This is a genomic window from Paenarthrobacter sp. YJN-D (assembly GCF_015040335.1).
Classification (GTDB): Bacteria; Actinomycetota; Actinomycetes; order Actinomycetales; family Micrococcaceae; genus Arthrobacter; species Arthrobacter nicotinovorans.
Map to the genome: position 1 here is coordinate 2,818,183 of NZ_CP053549.1, position 19,963 is coordinate 2,838,145.

The 19,963-nt window shown below is 63.7% G+C and carries 16 protein-coding genes; 1 reads left to right on the top strand and 15 read right to left on the bottom strand.

Translation table 11 applies throughout. The features are described from left to right. The gene (locus HMI60_RS13045) at positions 1 to 1,092 is read right to left on the bottom strand and encodes an ABC transporter permease (protein WP_018776455.1); all 1,092 of its coding nucleotides are present in this window, start codon (positions 1,090 to 1,092) and stop codon (positions 1 to 3) included. A gap of 124 nt (positions 1,093 to 1,216) precedes the next feature. Then, positions 1,217 to 2,845 carry an ABC transporter substrate-binding protein gene (locus HMI60_RS13050; RefSeq protein ID WP_026266945.1) on the bottom strand — a complete coding sequence of 543 codons (1,629 nt, stop codon included), beginning with the start codon at positions 2,843 to 2,845 and terminating at the stop codon, positions 1,217 to 1,219. Positions 2,846 to 3,091: 246 nt separating this feature from the next. Here HMI60_RS13050 and HMI60_RS13055 point away from each other — a divergent pair, with 246 nt between their 5' ends. Next, a complete protein-coding gene (locus HMI60_RS13055; protein ID WP_018776457.1) occupies positions 3,092 to 3,919 on the top strand; it encodes a caspase family protein in 828 nt (275 codons plus the stop codon). 39 nt (positions 3,920 to 3,958) lie between these two features. On the opposite strand, the gene HMI60_RS13060 is transcribed toward HMI60_RS13055, so the two are convergent. The 13 genes from HMI60_RS13060 to HMI60_RS13120 all read right to left on the bottom strand — a co-directional run bounded on the left by HMI60_RS13060 (position 3,959) and on the right by HMI60_RS13120 (position 19,913). After that, positions 3,959 to 5,584 carry a hypothetical protein gene (locus HMI60_RS13060; RefSeq protein WP_146230279.1) on the bottom strand — a complete coding sequence of 542 codons (1,626 nt, stop codon included), beginning with the start codon at positions 5,582 to 5,584 and terminating at the stop codon, positions 3,959 to 3,961. A gap of 93 nt (positions 5,585 to 5,677) precedes the next feature. Further along, a complete protein-coding gene (gene mnmA / locus HMI60_RS13065; RefSeq protein ID WP_229778574.1) occupies positions 5,678 to 6,799 on the bottom strand; it encodes a tRNA 2-thiouridine(34) synthase MnmA in 1,122 nt (373 codons plus the stop codon). Between the two features lie 110 nt (positions 6,800 to 6,909). Next, entirely contained in the window at positions 6,910 to 8,748 is a 1,839-nt protein-coding gene (locus HMI60_RS13070) for an FAD-dependent oxidoreductase (RefSeq protein WP_193589773.1), read from the bottom strand. A gap of 13 nt (positions 8,749 to 8,761) precedes the next feature. Beyond that, positions 8,762 to 9,601: an aldo/keto reductase gene (locus tag HMI60_RS13075; protein WP_055971943.1), complete on the bottom strand. Its 840-nt coding sequence runs from the start codon at positions 9,599 to 9,601 to the stop codon at positions 8,762 to 8,764. Then, complete coding sequence (locus HMI60_RS13080) at positions 9,598 to 10,467, bottom strand: sugar phosphate isomerase/epimerase (protein ID WP_193589774.1); 870 nt, start codon at positions 10,465 to 10,467, stop codon at positions 9,598 to 9,600. The genes HMI60_RS13075 and HMI60_RS13080 overlap by 4 nt, the downstream gene beginning before the upstream one ends. Beyond that, positions 10,464 to 12,533, bottom strand: coding sequence for an FAD-dependent oxidoreductase (locus HMI60_RS13085; RefSeq protein ID WP_193589775.1), 2,070 nt, complete (start codon positions 12,531 to 12,533; stop codon positions 10,464 to 10,466). Before HMI60_RS13085 ends, HMI60_RS13080 begins: the two co-directional genes overlap by 4 nt. Before the next feature lie 9 nt (positions 12,534 to 12,542). Then, positions 12,543 to 13,667: a Gfo/Idh/MocA family protein gene (locus tag HMI60_RS13090; protein ID WP_193589776.1), complete on the bottom strand. Its 1,125-nt coding sequence runs from the start codon at positions 13,665 to 13,667 to the stop codon at positions 12,543 to 12,545. Positions 13,668 to 13,749: 82 nt separating this feature from the next. Continuing rightward, a complete protein-coding gene (locus HMI60_RS13095) occupies positions 13,750 to 14,520 on the bottom strand; it encodes an SDR family NAD(P)-dependent oxidoreductase (RefSeq protein ID WP_193589777.1) in 771 nt (256 codons plus the stop codon). Between the two features lie 2 nt (positions 14,521 to 14,522). Beyond that, entirely contained in the window at positions 14,523 to 15,428 is a 906-nt protein-coding gene (locus HMI60_RS13100; protein ID WP_193589778.1) for a shikimate dehydrogenase, read from the bottom strand. Continuing rightward, positions 15,425 to 16,768, bottom strand: a complete 1,344-nt coding sequence (locus tag HMI60_RS13105) for an MFS transporter (protein ID WP_193589779.1) — start codon at positions 16,766 to 16,768, stop codon at positions 15,425 to 15,427. The genes HMI60_RS13100 and HMI60_RS13105 overlap by 4 nt, the downstream gene beginning before the upstream one ends. 153 nt (positions 16,769 to 16,921) lie before the next feature. Beyond that, positions 16,922 to 17,839, bottom strand: coding sequence for a LysR family transcriptional regulator (locus HMI60_RS13110; RefSeq protein ID WP_193589780.1), 918 nt, complete (start codon positions 17,837 to 17,839; stop codon positions 16,922 to 16,924). 129 nt (positions 17,840 to 17,968) lie between these two features. Further along, entirely contained in the window at positions 17,969 to 19,192 is a 1,224-nt protein-coding gene (locus HMI60_RS13115) for a cysteine desulfurase family protein (RefSeq protein WP_193589781.1), read from the bottom strand. A gap of 46 nt (positions 19,193 to 19,238) precedes the next feature. Further along, the gene (locus HMI60_RS13120; protein ID WP_055971925.1) at positions 19,239 to 19,913 is read right to left on the bottom strand and encodes a hypothetical protein; all 675 of its coding nucleotides are present in this window, start codon (positions 19,911 to 19,913) and stop codon (positions 19,239 to 19,241) included. Positions 19,914 to 19,963: the final 50 nt, after the last annotated feature.

Here is a 19,963-nt window from a genome sequence, read left to right on the forward strand (position 1 = left end):
TCAGTACCTCACTCGGGGGTCGATGAGCGCGGCAATGATGTCCACGATGAAGTTGGTGACGGCCACGATGATGGCCAGCAGGACGACGATGCCCTGTACCGCGACGAAGTCACGGGCATTCAAGTACTGGACGAGCTGGTATCCGAGGCCTTTCCATTCGAAGGTGGTCTCCGTCAGGATCGCACCGCCCAGCATGAGCGCTATTTGCAGGCCCATCACGGTAATGATGGGGATGAGGGCCGGCTTGTAGGCATGCTTGGTCACGAGCCGGAACTCGCTGACACCCCGTGAGCGTCCTGCCTCGATGTAGTCCTTGCCCAGGGTCCCGATCACGTTGGTGCGGACCAGCCGCAGGAAGACGCCGGCGGTGAGCAAACCAAGGGCGATTGCGGGAAGGATGGCGTGGGAGACGACGTCGCCCAGTGCCGTGAAGTTGCCGCTGCGGATGGCATCAAGCCAGTAGATGCCCGACGGCGCCGCGAGACTGCTCATGGTCAGTTCAGTCCGCGTTGACGCACGGCCGGCTACAGGGAGCCACCCGAGCCACACGGAGAAGGTCAGCTTAAGCAGCAGCCCTGAGAAGAACACCGGCGTTGCGTAGCAGAGGATTGCAAAGAACCGCAGGAAGGCATCCGGGGTCTTGTCCCGGTGCTGGGCAGCGATGAGGCCGAAGGGGATACCGACGGCGAGCGCGACGATCAGCGCGTTGATGGAAAGCTCGAGCGTTGCTGCGCCAAAAGTGAAGAGTACCTCGACGACCGGACGCCGGTCCGTGATGGTGGTGCCGAAGTTGCCGGTGAGGAGCTGGCCCAGGTACTCGAAGTACTGCACGAGGACCGGCCTGTCGTAACCGGCGTCGTGGATCCGCTGGGCCAGGACATCGGGAGGAAGCCGGCCACCTTGTGCTGCCGTGATGGGGTCGCCGATGACCCTCATCAGGAAGAACACGAGGGTCACCAAAATGAAGACGGTGGGGATGATCAGGAAGAACCGGATCACGATGTACCTGCCGAGTCCACCCCCGCCCTTGGACTTGCTCCTGGGAGCAACTACCCCGGGCTCAGCCTCGGGTACTTCTATAACTGTTGTCATTGTTACCTGTATTTCCTGCCCGTGGATTGCGCGGGATTGGCTGATACGCGCCGGCCACGATGGTGGTCAGCAAGGGAGGCGGGACACTGGATCAGTGGCCCGCCTCCCCCATCACAGAGCGTTGTTACTTGGACACGGTTCCGAGACGGAACTTGAAGGAAGGATCCAGCGTCTTGTCGACGCCGTTCACGCCGCTTCCGACAACAGCCACCTGGGCGCCTTGAAGCAGCGGCAGGGTGGAGATGTCCTTGGCCAGCGCGTTCTGGACGTCCTTGATGTCCGCCTCACGCTTGGTCTTGTCGGCCTCGGTGAGCTGCTTGGCAATGAGGTCGTTCACCGTGGGGTTGTTGTAGTGGTTCTTGAGGAATCCGCCGTCGGGGAAGAACGGGGTGAGGTAATTGTCGGCGTCGCTGAAGTCGGGGAACCACCCGAACTGGAACAGCGGGTACTCGTCGGCACGGCTTGCCTTGCTGTAGGTGACCCATTCAGTGGACTGGAGATTCACCGTGAACAGTCCGGACTTCTCCAGTTGCTCCTTGATCATGGCGTACTCGTCACCGGATGATCCGCCGTAGTGGTCCGGGTTGTACTGCAGGTTCAATGCCACCTTGTCAGTGATTCCAGCATCGGTAAGGACCTTCTTGGCCTTGTCCAGGCTGGGCTTGCCGGCATCGCCGTAGGCGTCCTTGAACGACTCGTTGGCGCCGAGGAATCCACTGGGGACGTTGGAGTACAGGGGCAGGTAGGTGCCCTTGTAGACCTGGTCGGCGATGGCCTGTCGGTCTACGAGGTTGGCCACGGCCTGGCGTACTGCCAAAGCCTTGGCGGGGTCCGCTCCGGTTGCCTTGGTTCCAAACGGCATGGTGTCAAAGTTGAAGGTGATGTAGCGGATCTCGCCGCCCGGACCCGTCAGTACCTTGACCTTGGAGTCCTTGCGGAGATCGTCGATGTCCGTAGCGCTCAGGCTGCGGAAGGCGACGTCGATCGCTCCCTGCTGGATTTCCAGCTTCAGGTTGGTGGGGCTGGCGTAGTACTTGATGGTGGCTGCATCATTGGCCGGTTTCCCGAGGACGCCCTTGTAATCGGCAAAGGCTTTGAAGCTGACAAGTTCGTTCTTCTTGTAGCTGTCGATGGTGTACTGGCCGTAGAACGCGTTCGCCTTGATGATCTCGTCATCGGAGAGGATCTTATCTGCCGGGAAGACCTCGTCATCGACGATCGGTGCGGCAGGGCTGCTGAGTATCTGGCTGAAAGTCTGATCGTTGGCGTTCTTGAGCTTGAAAACCACGGTGGTGGCATCGGGCGCGCTGACGCTGTCGATGTTCGTCAACAAGGATGCCGGTCCGGCAGGATCATTGATGGCCACCTGGCGGTCGAAGGAGAACTTCACGTCCTTGGAGTCCAATGTGTGGCCGTTGGCCCACTTGAGCCCGGATTTGAGCTTGACGGTGTACTCGGAAGGGGCCGTGAAGGACGATGACTCGGCGAGGTCCGGTACGGGTTCCGCGCCACCCGGCTTGGAATTCAAGAGGAAGGAGTAGACCTGGTTCATCACCATGAATGAACCGTTGTCATAGGAACCCGCGGGGTCCAGTGATGTGACTTTGTCTGTTGTGCCGTAGGCGATGGGGCCTGCGGCCGCCGGAGCAGACGAGGAGCCGCCACCGGAGGGGCCCGTGCATGCCGTTAAGGCGAATGCGGAGATGCCCGCCAGCGCGATAGCGCCGTGCAGGGCCTTCTTGTTCAGTGCCATCTGGTGAACCTTCTGTTCGATGGATTCGATGCTCCGCCGTGGGATATTTGTGACGGAGCACACTCTTAGTGCCTCGATTCAACCAGACTTCGAAGCCCGCGAACCCCCGTTTTGGTGATTTGAGACACAAAATTTACTTTCCAGTAGCTTCCCCAGGCACTACGGGAGCATTGCCGGACAGGTGGGACAGGAATATGGTTTATCCCGGGTGCTCAACCGCTGGATCACACGTCGAAAGTCAGGCTCATGGAAAAGGCAGCCCTTTGTGTGGGGATCAACAAATTCAAGTACCTTCCGGAGTCCAGCTGGCTTCACGGCTGTGTCAACGATGCCGAGGATCTGGCCGGCCTGCTCGAGGAAAGCTACGGATTCCCAGCATCACAGGTCACCGTTCTGAGAGATGACAAAGCCACCAAAAAGATGGTTCTGGCGGAGGTCAACAAGCTGGTGGACGCGGCGGTCGAGGGCACCATCCAGCAGATCGTGTTCACCTTCTCCAGCCATGGCACGCAGATTCCGGATACCGGTGGCGACGAAGACGACAGCCTTGATGAGGCCTTTGCCTGCCACGACATCAACGATGCCGGTGACTCCTGGGACCCCGGAACGGTCATTTCAGACGACGAACTGGCTGCCGTGTTCGGCCGCCTTCCTGATGGCGTCCTGATGGATGTGCTGCTTGATACCTGCCACAGTGGTACCGGGCTGAAGTCGCTGGACCTGATTCCCGGCCGTCGCCCGCGCTTCCTGCCTGGACCAACGCCCCGGGCCGTCATGGCGAACGAGGACCTGGAGACCCGGACCCTGCGCGATATTGTCAAGACCGCCAAGTTGTCCACGCCGGTCCTCATGGCAGCCTGCAGATCCGACCAAACCGCAGCGGATGCCCTGATGGAAGGCCGGTACAACGGCGCGTTCACGTACAACCTCGTTAAATCCCTGCGCAGCGACGGAGGCTTGGGGCGGGCTGACCTCCTCAAAGAAGTGAGCAAGGGATTGAAGGCCGGCGGCTTCGACCAGGTGGCGCAGCTTGAGGCGTCGAGGGCTGCGCGCAAAGCGGCCTGGGGAGCTTGAGTTCAGTTCCCGCATCAGGTCCCTGCCGTTCCGGCCTGCCTAGTCCCCCGTGCCGTGGAATTTGTTGCGCACCCCGGATGAGGCCGCTTGCTCGGCTTCGTGGTGCTGGTCGGAACCGAACAGCTGGCCCTGCCGTTCCCTGTCCATGACGGGTTTGAGCGCGGCATAGACGAGGCGGCCACCGGCGTCGAACCTCAACAGTCCTCCTCCACGGACGTCAATGAAGTCCCGCCCGGTCTTCACCCCAAGGCGGACATAGGCTTCCCTTCGGCTCATCCGGACCGTCTGGATGAAGGATGCTCCGATCTCGGAAATGATGAACCCGTCCGGCGATACGCGTTCGGACGTCCGGACCCGGGTGGAACTCAGGGGTGTGCGCCGCTCGAGACGGGCGGCCTCCAGGAGCCGCGGGTTCTCCCACACGAAGCGCTGTACTTCCTGGGGGTCTGATCCCAGTGCCGAGAGGCGGATCGGGTAACGGAGCCCGCTGTAGTTCTCAACCCCGCTGATGTTGTTCAACGAAACCCGGCGGATGCCGATTGCGGAAAACTCGGTTTGGAGTGCTTCCCGGTATCCATGGACATCGTCAGGAACCATGTCGAGGTCGGCGGCTATGATTCCGCGCAGAAGATCGCGCCAGGAAACATCCACCGGCGGCATGTAGGACAGGCCCCGGATCACCATGCGAAGGATCCTGGTTGCCACAATCGAACCGGACTCGGCCTTTTGCTGGAGGCTGTGGAACCCGCCGTAGCGGGCATTCCTTTCGGACCATAAGCGCTGGACGGCCCGGAGCACCGCACCCACCACGACAGCACCCCGCGCGTGGGGTTCGGGGAGCAACTGCCAGCCCTCCGGCGCGGCACCGACGAACGGCTCGCGCAGTGGCCCACGGGCAAAGAGATCCCGGGCGAAGTCAAAGAGCGAGCGCATCAGCACTGCGTCATCAACGGTCTGGCCCGCTTCGAAACCTCCTGCCGCGGCTTCGAGCTGCCGGTACACAACTTCCTTGGAAGAGAACACGGAGAGGATGGCCACGATGTCGGCCAAAGCCTCGTGCATGGCCAGCTGTTCCATGGTGGCCATCTGGTCCGCCCAGGCCGGCCTGAACCCATCCAGGATCGCGTGTGTCACCTCATGGGCAACAATGTCGCGGTACAGGGCAGTCGGGACTTTGTATCCCATCCGGTCCACGGACCCGAAACGGATGATGTTGGTGCCCCGCTCGTACCCGGTGTCTGTTGCGGTGACCAGGTCACGGGCTTTGAGCACCACACGCCCTTCGGGGTTCCACGGCATGCGCCTGCCCAGGGTGGTTTCGAAGATTTCCAGCGTGCTCATCGCGACACCGTAGACGTGCTGGGCCAGGAAGCGGGTGTCGTCCAGGAGCTCGCGCAGGCCGGCCGGTGGTGGTTCGGAAATCAAACGCCAAGGATCTCCCGGCTGCGTCAGGCTCACCGGGGATACGGTGGTCCCCCGCCACTTCCGGATATGGATGGCGTAGCGGTGGCCCGTGGGACCGCGCCGCAACCGTTCAACCGGTATGCGTACCTGTGCCGTCAGCGGCGCACCCCCGGCGGGGGCGATCGGCCCCTCAGCAAGGATGGTCAAGGAGACCATCTGCCCGGCTTTGATGTCTCCCGGGCTCTTCTTTGGAAATGCCACAGTCATCGCCGTCCCGAATGCGGACCCCAAACACCGCAGCGGAAACGCTGCTTAGCCCAGTATGGAGTCGGGGCATTCGGGAGGCAATGGCTCCTAGAGGGCTACCCGCTGAAGTGAGCGCGCGGCGTCGATGGTTGCCTGCCCCAGGACCCTGCTGCCTTGGTAGAGAACCACGGTCTGGCCGGGAGCCACGCCACGCAGGGGGTCGGTCAGGGTGACGACGAGCTGTGCCCGTTCCACGCCGGACCCGTCCTCGACGGCTTCCACGTGCGCGACTGCGGGGACGGGATCGCCGTGGGCACGGACCTGGGCGTGGCATTCGAAGCTGGCGCCGGTGGCGACCTCCGGGATGGGCAGGCCGGCCCAGGAGACCTTGATGCCGCGGATCTCGTCGATCGCCAGCAGGGCTTCGGGGCCCACGACTACCTTGTTTTCCTTGGGACGGATCTCAAGGACGAACCTGGGCTTGCCGTCAGCGGCCGGAGTGCCCAGCTTCAGCCCGCGGCGCTGCCCGACGGTGAAGGCGTTGGCGCCAGGGTGCTCGCCGACCTTGGCCCCGGTTTCATCAACGATGTCACCGGTGGTCATCTCGATCTTTTCGGCCAACCAGCCCCGGGTGTCGCCGTCGGAAATAAAGCAGATGTCGTGGCTGTCCGGCTTGTTGGCCACGGACAGGCCGCGCCGCTCAGCCTCGGCACGAACTTCTGCCTTGGAGGGCGTGTCCGCCAGCGGAAACATGGAGTGCTTCAGCTGCTCATGGGTCAGGACGCCCAGGACGTAGCTCTGGTCCTTGGCCCAGTCGGCAGCACGGTGGAGTTCACGGTTGCCGTCAGCGTCTTCGATCACCTTGGCGTAGTGGCCGGTGCAAACAGCGTCGAAACCAAGGGCAATCGCCTTCTCCAGCAATGCCGCGAACTTGATGCGCTCGTTGCAGCGCATGCACGGGTTCGGCGTCCGTCCGGCGGCGTATTCGTCGATGAAGTCCTGGACGACATCTTCCTTGAAGCGCTCGGAGAAATCCCACACATAATAGGGAATTCCCAGGACGTCGCAGGCCCGCCACGCGTCACGGGAATCCTCAATGGTGCAGCAGCCCCGGCTGCCGGTGCGAAGGGTCCCCGGCATGCGGGACAACGCGAGGTGGACCCCCACGACGTCGTGCCCTGCCTCAACGGCTCGGGCGGCGGCCACGGCGGAGTCCACTCCGCCGCTCATTGCTGCAAGTACTCGCATGCTGGCTTTCTGGATCAAGGGATGTGGCGGCCTGTCCGGCTTTTGACGGCCGTGGACGCCCATCCATTCTAGCGTGCGATACCACGCCAGAGCTAAATCCTTGTGATTGACCCACCGTCGGCTTCCAATCCTTCGGCTCTTTCGGCAAGCGTCGCCAGGTTCCGTCGGTGCGAAGGGGCAGCGACGCCGTCGTCCTCGTAGATGGTGGCGTCAGCGAGATCGCGCCCTGCGATGTACCCGAAAGTCAGGGCCGGTCCGAGATTAATGCCTCCTGCGGGGTAATGGCCGCCCATGACTGAGGCCTGGTCATTACCCGCGACATAAAGGCCGCCGATGGGTTGGCCATGGGTGTCAAGGACGCGTGCCCGGGAATCTGCTGCGAGCCCGGCAAAGGTACCGAACGAACCGGGGACAATCCGGACAGCATAGAACGGACCCTTCTCCAAAGCACGCAGCGAAGGATTGGGCTTGTTTCCGGGATCGCCGCCATAGCGGTTGAATTCACTGCTGCCACGTTGGAAATCGGGATCAATGCCCTTGCGGGCGTTGTCATTGAATGCCGCGACGGTCTCTGCCAGTCCTTGCGGATCGATGCCGCATGCCGCAGCCAGCTCCTCGAGTGTGTTGCCTTTCTTCAGGTAACCGGAGCGCAGGTAGGGAAAGAGCGGCACGGGAAGGGGCTTGGCCATCCCCAACGGGAACCTTCGCACGAACGCTGCATCAGCGATCTGCCACGCTTCGACCGGTTCACCTTCAGGAGTGGCGTTGAACATGCCCTGGACGTAGTCGTAGTAGCCCTGGGCCTCGTTGACGAATCGTTTGCCGTCCCGTCGGACGCCGATGCTGCCCGGTTTTGCCCGGTCCATGATGTGCGGGAACGTTCCGGTGCGTCCATTAATGTATGGGACCAGGGAGACAGGACACCAGGCGGCCGGCGACTCAACGTCGGTCTCAAACCGGGCACCCACTGCCTGTGCCATGGAAATGCCGTCGCCGGTGGTTTCTTTCGGCGCCAGTGTCCAGTGCTCCCGGCCCGTGGGCGTCTTCGGGAACAATGTCTTGCGGCGGGCGACGTCATTGGGGAAGCCTCCGGCCGCCAGGACGACGCCACGGGAGGCGTTGATCTGCAGTTCCCCTTGGGGAGAATCGACGACGGCGCCCGCCACCTTTCCCGAGGCATCCGTCACCAGCCGTTTGGCCGGCGTGGAGACGCGGATCTCCACACCAAGGTCATCAGCGGACTTCAGCAGCCTGCCTGTGAGCGCGGTTCCGTTGACCAACTGCATGTTCCGCCGGTGTGTAACGAGATCGAGCAGATGGAAGGCAACCCGCCAGCCGGCGTGGAAGATGCCTTTGACATTGCCTCGGGAGGCGGAGAGGAATTTGCGCAGATCCGGACCCGCCATGATGCCCATTCCAAGGAATGAGGTTTCGTAGAGCTGGTGGCGCATCATCGCGCGGAGCCCGGGCCTGATGTTGCGTGCGTTGAACGGCTTGGGCCCGACGGAACGGTGCCCGGTGCCCGCTCCTGGTGTGTCGCCGTAGATGTCTTTGATCTCGGTACCGGGTACGAACTGCAGGCTTGTCTTGTCCTGGAAGAATCCCACCATGTGGGGCACGGCTTCCAGGAAAGCCTCCACCCTGTCCTCTTGGTAGTGGTTTCCGAGCCGGTGGCGCAGGTAGGTGCGGAACTGTTCGCGGTCCTCCACCACGCCATCTGATTTTGCCAAGGGATTGCCGGGGGTCCAGGCCCAACCGCCGGACCAGGAGGTAGCGCCGCCACAGACGTCGGCCTTTTCAACAACCACCACCTTCAGCCCGTGATAGGCGGCGGTCACAGCTGCGGACAGGCCGCCCGCGCCGGAGCCTATGACCAGGACGTCGCAGTCCACGGCGGGCAGGGCAGAGGAAGAATCCAGGGGTGTATTCATGTTCAGTGCTTTCTCAGTGGAAGTAGGTGTCAGAGTCCAGGCGGGGCGCCGCGCCGGTTTCGAGTGCGTCGATCGCAGCCATGTGCTGCTGGTTCAGGCGGAAATTGAAGACATCCAGGTTTTGCTGTTGGCGTTGGCTGTCTGCCGATTTGGGTACCGCTACCCGGCCGTGCTGGACGTGCCAGCGCAGCACGATCTGGGCTGGAGTCTTGCCCAGTTCCTTCGCGGGACCGTCGACTGCCGGGTGGCTAAGGAATCCGCCGCTTCGTCCCAGCGGACTGTAGGCCGCAGTGACTATCCCGTGTCCGCGGTGGTAGGCCAGCTGATCGGGTTGGCCGTGCTCGGGGTCGACTTGCACTTGGTTCAACGGAACTGCCAGGCCTGCCCCTTGGACAGCCTTCAGGTGCGACGGTTTGAAGTTGGAAACACCCCAGGCCCTGATGGAACCGTCGTCGACGAGGTTTTGCAGTTCTTCGCAGGCGTCGACGTATCGACCTTGGGCCGGGTTGGGCCAGTGAACCAGGAACAGGTCCAGGTAGTCGGTCCCGAGCTGCTGCACCGAATTGCCGAACGCCTCCCGCACCCCGCTCCGGCTATGCCACCGGGTGTTGAACTTGGTGGTGAGGAACAGCTCCGACCGGTCGATGCCGCTGCGACGGATGCCCTCCCCTACAGCCGACTCGTTGGCATAGTTTTCTGCGGTGTCGATGTGCCGGTAGCCGTTGCTGATGGCCTGGGACACTGCCGCGGCGGCGTCCTCGCCCCTGAGTGGCCAGGTTCCCAGGCCGATCAGAGGTACGCGGACGCCATTGGCGAGTTCCGTCGTCGTGGTCTCTGTGCCCTTGCAGGTCATTTTGCACCTGCCGTATCGGGAGAGCCGCTTGGCTGAAGGCTGCAGCCCCGGGTCAGCACGGCGTCAACCCCTGCCCTCAGCAGGCGTGCCCAGCCGGCATCGCCGAGTTCGGCGACCCGCCGGTCCGAAGGTACCTCCACACTGACCGGAAGAATCGCCGGTAATACTGCAACCGCGGCCGCGAGGTCGAACTCGCCCTCGCCGGGTATACCCCTCTCCGAGCGGGATTCGGTCACCAGTCCATCCCGGGTCCCGGGTCGGGCAAGCGGCCCATCGCACAACTGCAGGAGCGGCACGAGGTCGGCGTTGGCGCGCAACGCGTCCCACTGCCTGGCTGCGCCCGGACCGTTGTATCGGTTGAAGTGCAGGGTGTCCACCACGATCCGGCAACCAGCCTGCCGTGCGATGTCTGCGGCCTGGGCGATCGAGGCCACGGGCTGGTAGGAGATCGCCTCCAGCGTGGGGGTGATCCCGAATCCGCGGCCGTCCTCTGTCATCCGGGCAAGTGTTCCGACCAGTCGGGCAGTGTCCGGATCGGCACCGGCAACGGTGATGGAGCTCGCCTCCAGGGCCTGGCCCGCTTCCATCATGCGCAGCCACGTGTCACGTTGGTCGGTGCCGTCGAGCAGAAGGAATTCGATGTCCCGCACGGTCACGCCCGTGTCTTTCATCCGTGACAACGTTTCGCGCAGCATCCGCGACCCCGGCTGAAGGTCGTAGGGGCTTTCAGTCGGTGTCACGGGGCGGACCCGGAGTCCAACGAAATCGAAACCCGCCACGGCGGCAACATCCACCAAGGCAGGAGGCGGGGTGTGAAGCAGGGACAACTGGGCCAGGCCGATCGACCTGTGCACGTTTCGGGTCATCGCTTTGTTCCGTTCAGTGTCAATTCGTTGGTGGCGGCAGCGTCTGCAGCGAGCAGGAAGGCGATCCGCTGGGCCGCGTCGTAGCCGCTCTTGACGGCGTTGGAGGCAATGGCCGGTGTCTGGTCCACGACGGTTCCGGCCAATGTCACAGGCACTCCGGCGACGCGGCTCAACTCTGCGTCCCGGATGTTTCGGGGAATAGTGCTGTCCAAGGGAGCGACGGACCGTGACACCAGGAGCGGTCCGGGCGCATCGAGCCATTCGCCTCCGGCAGGGAGGTCCGGGCCGCTGATCCGGACACGACCCCCGTCGAACTCCTCGATGACGACGCCGAGGCGGATCCGCACCCGGGGGTTGGCTTCAAGCCGGGGCACTGCCAGGATTTTGGCGCGGCGCCCCGACTCGGGGGCGATGGCCTGCTGCGGGCCGATCAACAGGACGGCAGTCCCCCGGTCTGCCAGTGTGTCCGCCACACTCATGGCCACCGAGTCGGCACCCCAGATCGTCAGGGCTTCGGGTACGTCGCTTACGTCCTCGGTGCCGCCCTCGAGCACTTCCAGGTGGGCGGCGAGCCAGTCGCGCACGTCAAGGACGTTGGACATGTCTCCGCCATTGAAGCCCGCCTCGGGTCGGAGCCCGCCGGTGGCCAGTACGACGGCGTCTGCCGCGGTGTCGCGGACCACTCCGCCAAGGTGCGCCGTGTCCACGTGCGAACGCAGGCGGACCTCGATGCCGAGCCGGGCGTTCTCCTCCGCTGACCATTCAGCGAAGCGGTGGAAGTCCGGGGTGGATTTCATCCTTTCCGCGAGGGCAAACCGGCCACCCGGGCGGACGCCGTCGTCGAACAAGGTCACCGTCGCTCCTGCTTCGGCGAGTTCGCGCGCGGCAGTGAGACCTGCGGGTCCGGCGCCCACAACCACCACGCGGGACCCCTCGCGGATAGAGGGCGTCGGTACGGGAACACGGGAGCGCCCCACCGCCGGGTTGACTGTGCAGGTCACCTGGCCGAGGCCCAGGTTGTCGATGCACACGTTGCAGGCGATGCAGGGCCGGTAACGGTCATCGCGCAGGACGCCGCCTACGAACCCCGGGTCGGCATGGATCGCCCGGGCAAGGCTGACGAAGTCGCAGCTGCCGTCCCGGAGTACCTCTTCGATAATGGCCGGCGAGTTCAAGCGGCCGGCCATGCCCAAAGGAAGACCAAACTGCCGGTACGCCTTGGCATAGCCGGCCAGGATTCCCGGCTTCCACTCACCGGACTGCACGATCCATTCACCGGCCTCATAGCTCCCGGCGGAGATGTCCAGAAAGTCCAGATGCTCCAAGTGGGCCTTGGCGATGATGGCCACCTGCTGTTCGGCGGTGATGCCGTCTGCAGGTCCCTCCACGACGGAGACGCGCATGCCCACCACAGTGTCCGGGACGGCTTCCCGCACGGCATCGATGACGAGGTTCATGAACCGCTCCGGAGCCGCGAACTCGTCCGTGCGGTGGTTGGACAGAGGGGACATGAACTGGTGGATCAGATAGCCGTGGGCGCCGTGGATGTTGATCACGTCGAAGCCTGCGGCCACCGCCCGGCGTGCGGCCTGCGCATAGGCTTCCACCAGCTCATGGCACTCCCCGGCTGTGAGTTCACGGGGAACCTCGCCACCTGCAACTTCGCACGCTACCGGTGAAGGGGCAAGGTTCTTATGCCCCGAGACCGCGGCCTGCGCGGTTCGCCCACCGTGGTTGAGTTCGACGGCGGCGAGCGCATCTTCGGCGTGCAATGCGTCAGTGAGCCTCCGCAGGTCCGGGATCATGGCGTCGCTGTGCAGTCCGAGCTGGTGGGTTCGGCCCTTTCCGTCCGCGCGAACGTAAGTCGCTTCGGTAGTCACCATGCCGAGTCCGGCCCTTGCCCGGGTCACGAGGTAATCGATGTACTGATCGGTGATCCGCCCGTCAGGGGTGCCGTAGTTGCGTTCCATGGGAGCGGAGGCCAGGCGGTTCCGGAGGGTTTTCGGGGTGCGGCCGTTGCGGCCAAGTGCCAGGGGGCGGGCTGAATAGCGTGTTGTTTGTTCCATGGGTGTTCCTTAGCCTGCAAGTTCTGCGGGTGCTCGTGTGCCTGCAGGCGCGTGGTCGAAGCGGACGGGGACTCCCGTGCGCGATGATTCGTAGACCGCCAGCAGTATCCTCAGTGCTTTCGTCGCATCCCGGCCGGTGATCGCTGGGTCGTAGCCGTTCCGGAGTGCCCGGACAAAGTCGCGGACCTGGGCGGTGTGGTGTGGGATCAGCTGGCCGTTGATCGTAGCCAGGCTGACGTTCGGGTCAACCCCGCTCGGGAAGACGGGTTCGGAGGAGATCGTCCCGGCCGCGGCCCACAGGTCCACCCGCCCGTCGCTGCCTTCCGGGAATTCAGTCAGGGAAGCCGATGCTCCGGTTTCTCCTGTGATCCGGATCTGCACGCCCAGGCTCGGGGACACCGCCGTCGAAGCTTCCAGGGTGGCGATGGCCCCGGAAGCGAACGTGATGACCGCAGTCGCGGAATCTTCCACTTCGATGTGGCCGCTGTGTTTGAAGGTGTTGATCTTGCCGTAGACCTCGGCCACTTCTCCCATGAACCACTGCATGAGGTCGATGTAGTGGATGGCCTGGGTCATCAGCACCCCGCCACCGTCGCCGGCCCAGGTCCCGCGCCAGGCGTCCCGGGAGTAGTACTCAGGCTCACGGTGAAGCATCACAGAACAACGGCCCATGATGGGCCGGCCAAGGGTGCCGTCGTCGATCGCTGCGCGGATGCGTTGCGCGGCCGGCCAGAAGCGTCGTTGGAAGAGGACTCCGAGCTTGACGCCGGCGTCGTCGCAGGCTTTGACCATGCGTTCCGCTGAGGCCAGGTCCGTGGATATGGGCTTCTCGCAGAGCACGTGGACTCCCGCGGCAGCGGCCTGGAGCACCACTTCCTCGTGGGTGGGGTGCGGCGTGCACACCGAGATAACGTCCACCCCGAGACCGAGGAGCTCCGGAACACTGTTCACTGCGGCTGGGATTCCCCGGGCTTCGGCAGTGTCCCGGGCGCGCTGGAGGTCCACGTCGCAGACGCCGACTATGACGGCGTCTGCAAGGGCGTTGAAGGCTTCCAAGTGGTTGCGTGAGATTGCGCCGCATCCTGCGATTCCGATGCGCAGGGGTTCGGCGGTAAGAGGTGATGGTGTGGTCATCAGCGGGGCTAACTTTCTGGTACTGGCCGGAGTTCGTGGTGCGCTCCAGCCGGAGGCGTGCGACGGGGTCAGTAGGGCTGGGTCAGTAGCTTGCCCGGCCGCCGGACAGATCGAAGACGAAGCCGGTGGTGTAGGACGCCGCGGGCGACACGGCGAATTCGATGAGGGCAGCCGCTTCGGCAGGAGTTCCGAACCTGCCCATGGGGATCTTGGCAGCCTGCGCCGCCTGCTGTTCTGCCGGCACTTCGGCGAACAGCGGGGTCACCACATTGCCCGGAGCGAGCGCATTGACCGTGATGCCGGACAAGGCAAACTCCTTGGACAGTGACTTAACCAGGCCCAGGATCCCCGCCTTGCTGGCGGAGTACGCCGGCATGTTGACAACGCCTTCCTTGCCCGCCGTCGAGGAGATATGGAGCAACCGGCCGTATCCTGCCTTGGCCATACCGGGCAACACGGCCTTGGAGACAATGAAAGCGCCCGTCAGGTTGATCCGCACGGTGCGTTCGAAGTCCTCGACGGATGTTGCGGCTGCCGGGGCAACGGGGCCGAGGATCCCGGCGCAGTTGACCACGGCATCGAGGCCTCCCATGCCCAGCACCGCCGCGGAGACCGCGGCCGCAACCGATGCCGGGTCTGTGACGTCCACGGCGACATCCCCTGCAGGTGACAAGGTGCTTGCAGGTGACGAGGTCCTTGCTCCGGCAGGCCAGGTGGGCGATGGCAGATCCGCACCCATGACTGTGGCGCCGGAAGACCTGAGGCGTTCAGCCGTCGCCAGCCCGATTCCGCTGGCGGCCCCGATGACCAGGCAGCGGGACTCGGCGATAGTGGTTGGCGCACGGTAACCCATGACTAACTGACCTCCCGTCGAAACGTGGCCAGCATGCTCTCGGCGTCGGCGGGAATGCCGGTGAAGAGCTCGAAGGCTGCGGCAGCCTGGCCCACCACCATGCGGCCGCCGTCCAGGACTTTGCAGCCCTTGGCACGGGCTGCCTTGATCAGTTCGGTTTCGAGCGGCCTGTAGATTACGTCGGCTACCCACAGCCGGGAGTGGATCACATCGGGGTCGATGGGCAGTCCAGGGTGGCCCGTCATGCCGATCGGCGTTGAGTTCACCAAACCGGTGGCTGTCCTGATACTTCCGGCGACGGCATCCGTTCCGTCCACCGATAGCCGGCTGTCCGGAAAGTGCGGGGACAACCGAAGGGCAAGGGCTTCGGCCCTGCCCGGCTCAATGTCCGCGATCACCAAGTGCCTGGTTCCGTTGCGGAGCAGACCGAAGGCCACCGCTGCCCCGGCTCCCCCAGCCCCGAGAAGCACTACGGAATCGGTGGCAGCCGTTGGGAGGCCGGCGTGGAGACCCGCGATGAAACCGATGTGATCTGTGTTGTGCCCGACGGCCTTGCCTTGGTGAAAGGTGATGGTGTTGACGGCCCCGAGGATCCGGGCTTCCGCGGAGAGTTCGTCCAGGCCGTCCTGCACCAGCTGTTTGCTCGGATGGGTGACATTCAGGCCGTCGAATCCCAGATCGGCTGCCTGCCTGACGAGCGCTGCGGAGTTTTCCGCGGCTTGTCCTATGACGTCCAGATCGATGACGCGGTAGGTGTAGTTCAGGCCCAACCGGTCGGCTTCCGTCTCGTGCAGGCCCGGAGTGAGGGACCCGGCAATCCCTGAGCCAAGCAAACCCACCAGGAACCGATGGTTGCCATCGCCGTCGTGCCGGAATCCACGGGGGTCCGCCAGTGTTCGCTGGTTCATGCCCGTGACTTATCGGCAATTGCGGCAGGGGTTGTCTTCTTCAGTCCCAGCATGGCCGTGGGCGTCTTGAACGTCTCCGGTGCCAGCAGCGCGGCGACGGCCGAAATGGCGCAGGCCACGGCGGCGAATGTTGCGACGGGAACCCAGTTGGCTTTGTCGCCACCGATCAGCAATTCGGAGATGACGGGTGCGAATCCTGCCAGGAGCAGTCCGAACATCAGGCTGATGGCCATGCCGGAGTAGCGGACCTTGACCGGGAACTGCTCCGGGAAGTATGCGGGGTAGATGGAGTTGGACCAGGTGTACGCAACGCCGATCAGGAGGATCCCCGTGACGAAGATCAGCGGAAGGTTTGCTGCGGACAATGCCATGAAGAACAGGAAGATCATGCCGATCTGCAGCACCAGGCCCGAGACGAAAACTGGTTTGCGGCCGATCCGGTCCGAGAGGATGCCGGCCAATGGGCCCATGGCCACAGCGGCAAGGTTGGCGACGGCAATGACTGTCAGCATCAGGCCCTTGTCAACGCCGACAACGGAGGTGGCGTAGGACAGGGCAAAGACGTTGATGATGGTGTTGATGATGGTGAACAACGACATCGCGGTGACGCGGGTGACTGTGATCCAGTGGTGCCGGAACAGCGTGACGAGCGGAACCTTGACGACTTCGTCCTGGGCTTTGGCTTCCTCGAAAACGGGAGGCTCTTCCAGCAGCCGCCTGAGTACGAAGGCAATGACCGTAACGACAGCGCTGGCGAGGAACGGGACGCGCCAGCCCCACGCAAGCAACTGGTCTTCCGGCATCGACGCGACGGGGATGAACACCAGGGTGGAGAGGACGATGCCGAACATGATTCCGCTCATGGTCCAGCTGGTGTAGAAAGCCCGCTTGTTTTCGGGTGCGTGCTCAAGGGTGAGGGAGCTTGAGCCCGGTGATTCACCGCCGGCGGACAAGCCCTGGATGAGACGGAGGGCCACAACCAGGATCGGCGCAGCCATTCCAATGTCGTTGTACGTGGGCAGGCAGCCGATGAGGAACGTTGAAGCGCCCATGAGCAGGAGCGTGAGCAGCAGGATCCTTTTGCGGCCGAATTTGTCACCCAGGTGGCCGCAGATCACCGCACCCAGCGGGCGGGCGATGTAGGCAACCCCAACGGTGGCGAAAGACAGCAGCATCGCCGAGGGGCCGGGTGCGAAGAATAGCTTGCCGAAGATCAGGGCTGCCGCAGAGCCGAAAATGAAGAAATCGTAGTACTCAAGTGCGCTGCCAACGAACCCTGAAACTGCTGCGATTTTCGCGTTGTTCTTGGTTTGTGTTGGCGCCGATGTCGACACTGACATGGTGTTCCCTTCTGGTAACGGGACCGTTGGCAGCGTCGGGCGGGCCGGCTGCGGAACGGTTTGCCGCGCTTGGTGCGGCTTCTCCATCCAGTGTGGGGGCGATCACTTAGTGTGTCCACGACTAAATTCATCTATAACTATGCTGAAAACCAACTAAATGGTGTGCGGTGGCCTGGGGATCTCCGGGAATATCTCTTCGATGATTGCGAGCACGGCCGCAAGCACGGAGGAATCGTTTTCCTCCGACCAAGCGATGGAGTGATTCATGAAGTGCCGTGGCGGCTCCAAGGCAATGTAGGTGGCGCCGGAGGGGATGATCCCGGATATCCCGTTGCTCATGAGTGTCACCCCCACTCCTGCGGCCACGAACGTCAGCACCATGTAGGGGTCCGAGAGCTCCTGGACGATACGCGGGCGGAAGCCGGCCGCCATGCAGGATGCGAGCATCACTTCGGTCATGGAGGACGAACCATCCAGTGGCGGAGAGATGAAGTCATCGGACGCCAGTGCCTGCAAAGGGATGGATTGTTCCTGCGCCAGCGGATGATCCAATGGCACTACCGCGCCGACTTCCTCGCTTGCAACCAGCCGCGTCACCACCCCGGGGACGGGAGCGTCAGGAAGGCCGACAAAGGCGAGGTCCAACGTGCCGTTTGCCACGCTGGCCAATCCGTCCGTGGTGCGGACACTGCTGGTGAGGTCCATCGTGATGTCCGGATGGCGCCTCCTCACGGCACGGGTCAGTGGCGGGAGGGTCAGATGGTTGACCGCTCCGGAGAATCCGATCCTGATGTTGCCCCTGACGCCTTCAATCTCGGCCTGGGCTGCTTCCCGGGCCAGACGCATTTCCTGAAGTACCCGGTACGCGCGCGGCAAAAGGGCATACCCGGCAGATGTCAAGGCAACGCTGCGGGTGTTGCGTTCAAAAAGGCGGGACCCCAGGTCCGCCTCGAGCTTCCGGATCGTCTGGCTCAGCGGTGACTGTGAAGTATGCAGGCGCTGCGCGGCACGGCCGAAATGCAGTTCTTCGGCGACGGCGACAAACGCTTCCAACCAGCGGATCTCTGTCATGTCTTCAGAATGTACCCTCTGCACCGTCCAACAGGGTGCAGGCTTCGAGCACACACAAGCCGGCTCGCCAACGACCCGGACATTCCCCTCGACGAATTCCTGCCTGGATGGACCGACGGTAGTGGCGGCTTAGGCCACACCCCGCCGGGCGACAGTCGCCGCTGTCTGGATGGAGGACTCATGACCTGCCATCCCTGCTTGCCGCGCCCTGGAGCAAGCTTCCGGAAGTGCTTTCAGAAAGGCTTCAACATCAGCTTCAGTGGACGTGTGTCCCAGCGTGAAGCGCTGGGCACCACGGGCGGTGTCCTCGTCCAGTCCCATCGCGAGCAGGACGTGCGAGGGCCGCGGCACTCCGGCCGTGCACGCCGAACCCGTTGAGGACTCAACGCCTGCCAGATCCAGCAGGAACAGCAGTGAATCGCCTTCGCAGCCAGGGAAGGTGAAGTGGGCGTTGCCGGGAAGCCGGCGCTCACCCGTGGCGCCACGGAGCACGGCGTCTGGAACAGCTTCAAGGACTCCCCGGATGAGATGGTCACGCAACGCCGCCAGTCGTTCCCGCTCCTCCGGCAGCTTCGCGGTGACGGCTTCTGCTGCAGCGGCGAAAGCGGCGACCGCGGGTGTGTCCAAAGTGCCCGAGCGTACGTCCCGCTCCTGCCCTCCCCCGTGCTGGACAGGAGTCAGTTTCACCGCCCTGCCAAGGAACAGTGCACCAACACCGACGGGACCGCCCAGCTTGTGTCCCGAGACGGACATGGCAGACAGTCCCGAGGCCCGGAAATCGACTGGAACCGATCCGAAAGCCTGCACCGCATCCGAGTGGACCGGAATGCCGTGCGGCCTGGCAAGCTCCACGATGTCGGTGACCGGCTGGATGGTACCAACCTCATTGTTGGCCCACATGACCGTTACCAGGGCAACCGATTCGGGATCCCGGCTGATCTCCTTTTGGACGACGTCAAGCCGGACCGCGCCTTCGCTGTCCACAGGAAGCCACGTAACGTCCGCCCCTTCGTGGCGCTCAAGCCATTCGACGGTGTCCATGACCGCATGATGCTCGACGGCGGAGCAGAGTATCCGGGTCCGGCGGCGGTTTTCGTCGCGGCGGGCCCAGTAAAGTCCCTTGACGGCCAGGTTGTCGGCTTCTGTCCCACCCGAAGTGAAGATGACTTCCGAAGGATGGGCCCCCGCCGCGGCGGCGAGCGTTTCGCGGGCGTCCTCGACGGCGCGCCGCGCCCTGCGGCCGGCACCGTGGAGGGAGGACGGGTTTCCTGTCTTCGCCAACTCGCGTGTCATGACGGCGAGCGCTTCCGCCGAAAGAGGCGTGGTGGCGGCATGGTCAAGGTATACAGGCACCTTGCCATTCTACCGATGCCGCGCCCCGGCGCTCAGTGTCGTCCCACTACGAGGGCGGAACCACCGCCAGCTTCGTCTCGACCTCGGCCCGGGCCTTGGCCAGGGAAGCGTCATCCGGACAGGCCAGCGAGATATACACCGAAGATGCGGGAGCGCTGAAAAGCCTGGCCAGCACCACCACTGGACTGCCGCCTGAGGCTGCGGAGGACTCCAACGCCAGGAACTCCACGCTGCGAACCGGTTTATCGGAGTCCTGACCCCACCGCAATGTGGCAGGCTTCAGTTTCTCCACGTCAATTCCCGCATCAAGGTAATGAAAGAGTCCCTTGGTGGAGGCAACATCGTCACCTGCCACAACCAAGGGGCCCTGGTTGACGCTGACACGTGCTGCGAGCGTGCACCCGTCTGTTTTCTTGAACCGGGCCTCGCCCTGGAGGCCTGAGTGCACCACGGACCAGCCCGGCACCTCCTCCAGCTTGCTCGACACCGTCACAGGATCACCGGGAGCCAAAGTGCCCCCCGCCGCCAACGGCAAGTCCTTCGCGGCCACGGCCTCTGCATCATGCCCTGGCGTGATGGTTGGAGTGGCGAGAGTGGATTGCGACGGCGCCGGTTTCGGCGCTGAAGGGTCGGGGACGTTCACGCTGCAGGAAGCGAGCAAGACGCCCACGGTTCCCAGGGCAACTGACCCCGCCAGCCGCCGTCGAACGCTAAACGCCACCTGATGCTCCCGCCTCTATGCCCTGCCGCCTGACTGCGCCCTGCCGCGTC

Coding starts and splice junctions, on each gene's coding strand:
- HMI60_RS13105 (WP_193589779.1), bottom strand. CDS start 16,768: ATGTCAGTGTCGACATCGGCGCCAACACAAACCAAGAACAACGCGAAA.
- HMI60_RS13050 (WP_026266945.1), bottom strand. CDS start 2,845: ATGGCACTGAACAAGAAGGCCCTGCACGGCGCTATCGCGCTGGCGGGC.
- HMI60_RS13095 (WP_193589777.1), bottom strand. CDS start 14,520: ATGGGTTACCGTGCGCCAACCACTATCGCCGAGTCCCGCTGCCTGGTC.
- mnmA (WP_229778574.1), bottom strand. CDS start 6,799: ATGAGCGGCGGAGTGGACTCCGCCGTGGCCGCCGCCCGAGCCGTTGAG.
- HMI60_RS13080 (WP_193589774.1), bottom strand. CDS start 10,467: ATGACCCGAAACGTGCACAGGTCGATCGGCCTGGCCCAGTTGTCCCTG.
- HMI60_RS13085 (WP_193589775.1), bottom strand. CDS start 12,533: ATGGAACAAACAACACGCTATTCAGCCCGCCCCCTGGCACTTGGCCGC.
- HMI60_RS13075 (WP_055971943.1), bottom strand. CDS start 9,601: ATGACCTGCAAGGGCACAGAGACCACGACGACGGAACTCGCCAATGGC.
- HMI60_RS13055 (WP_018776457.1), top strand. CDS start 3,092: ATGGAAAAGGCAGCCCTTTGTGTGGGGATCAACAAATTCAAGTACCTT.
- HMI60_RS13090 (WP_193589776.1), bottom strand. CDS start 13,667: ATGACCACACCATCACCTCTTACCGCCGAACCCCTGCGCATCGGAATC.
- HMI60_RS13110 (WP_193589780.1), bottom strand. CDS start 17,839: ATGACAGAGATCCGCTGGTTGGAAGCGTTTGTCGCCGTCGCCGAAGAA.
- HMI60_RS13070 (WP_193589773.1), bottom strand. CDS start 8,748: ATGAATACACCCCTGGATTCTTCCTCTGCCCTGCCCGCCGTGGACTGC.
- HMI60_RS13100 (WP_193589778.1), bottom strand. CDS start 15,428: ATGAACCAGCGAACACTGGCGGACCCCCGTGGATTCCGGCACGACGGC.
- HMI60_RS13045 (WP_018776455.1), bottom strand. CDS start 1,092: ATGACAACAGTTATAGAAGTACCCGAGGCTGAGCCCGGGGTAGTTGCT.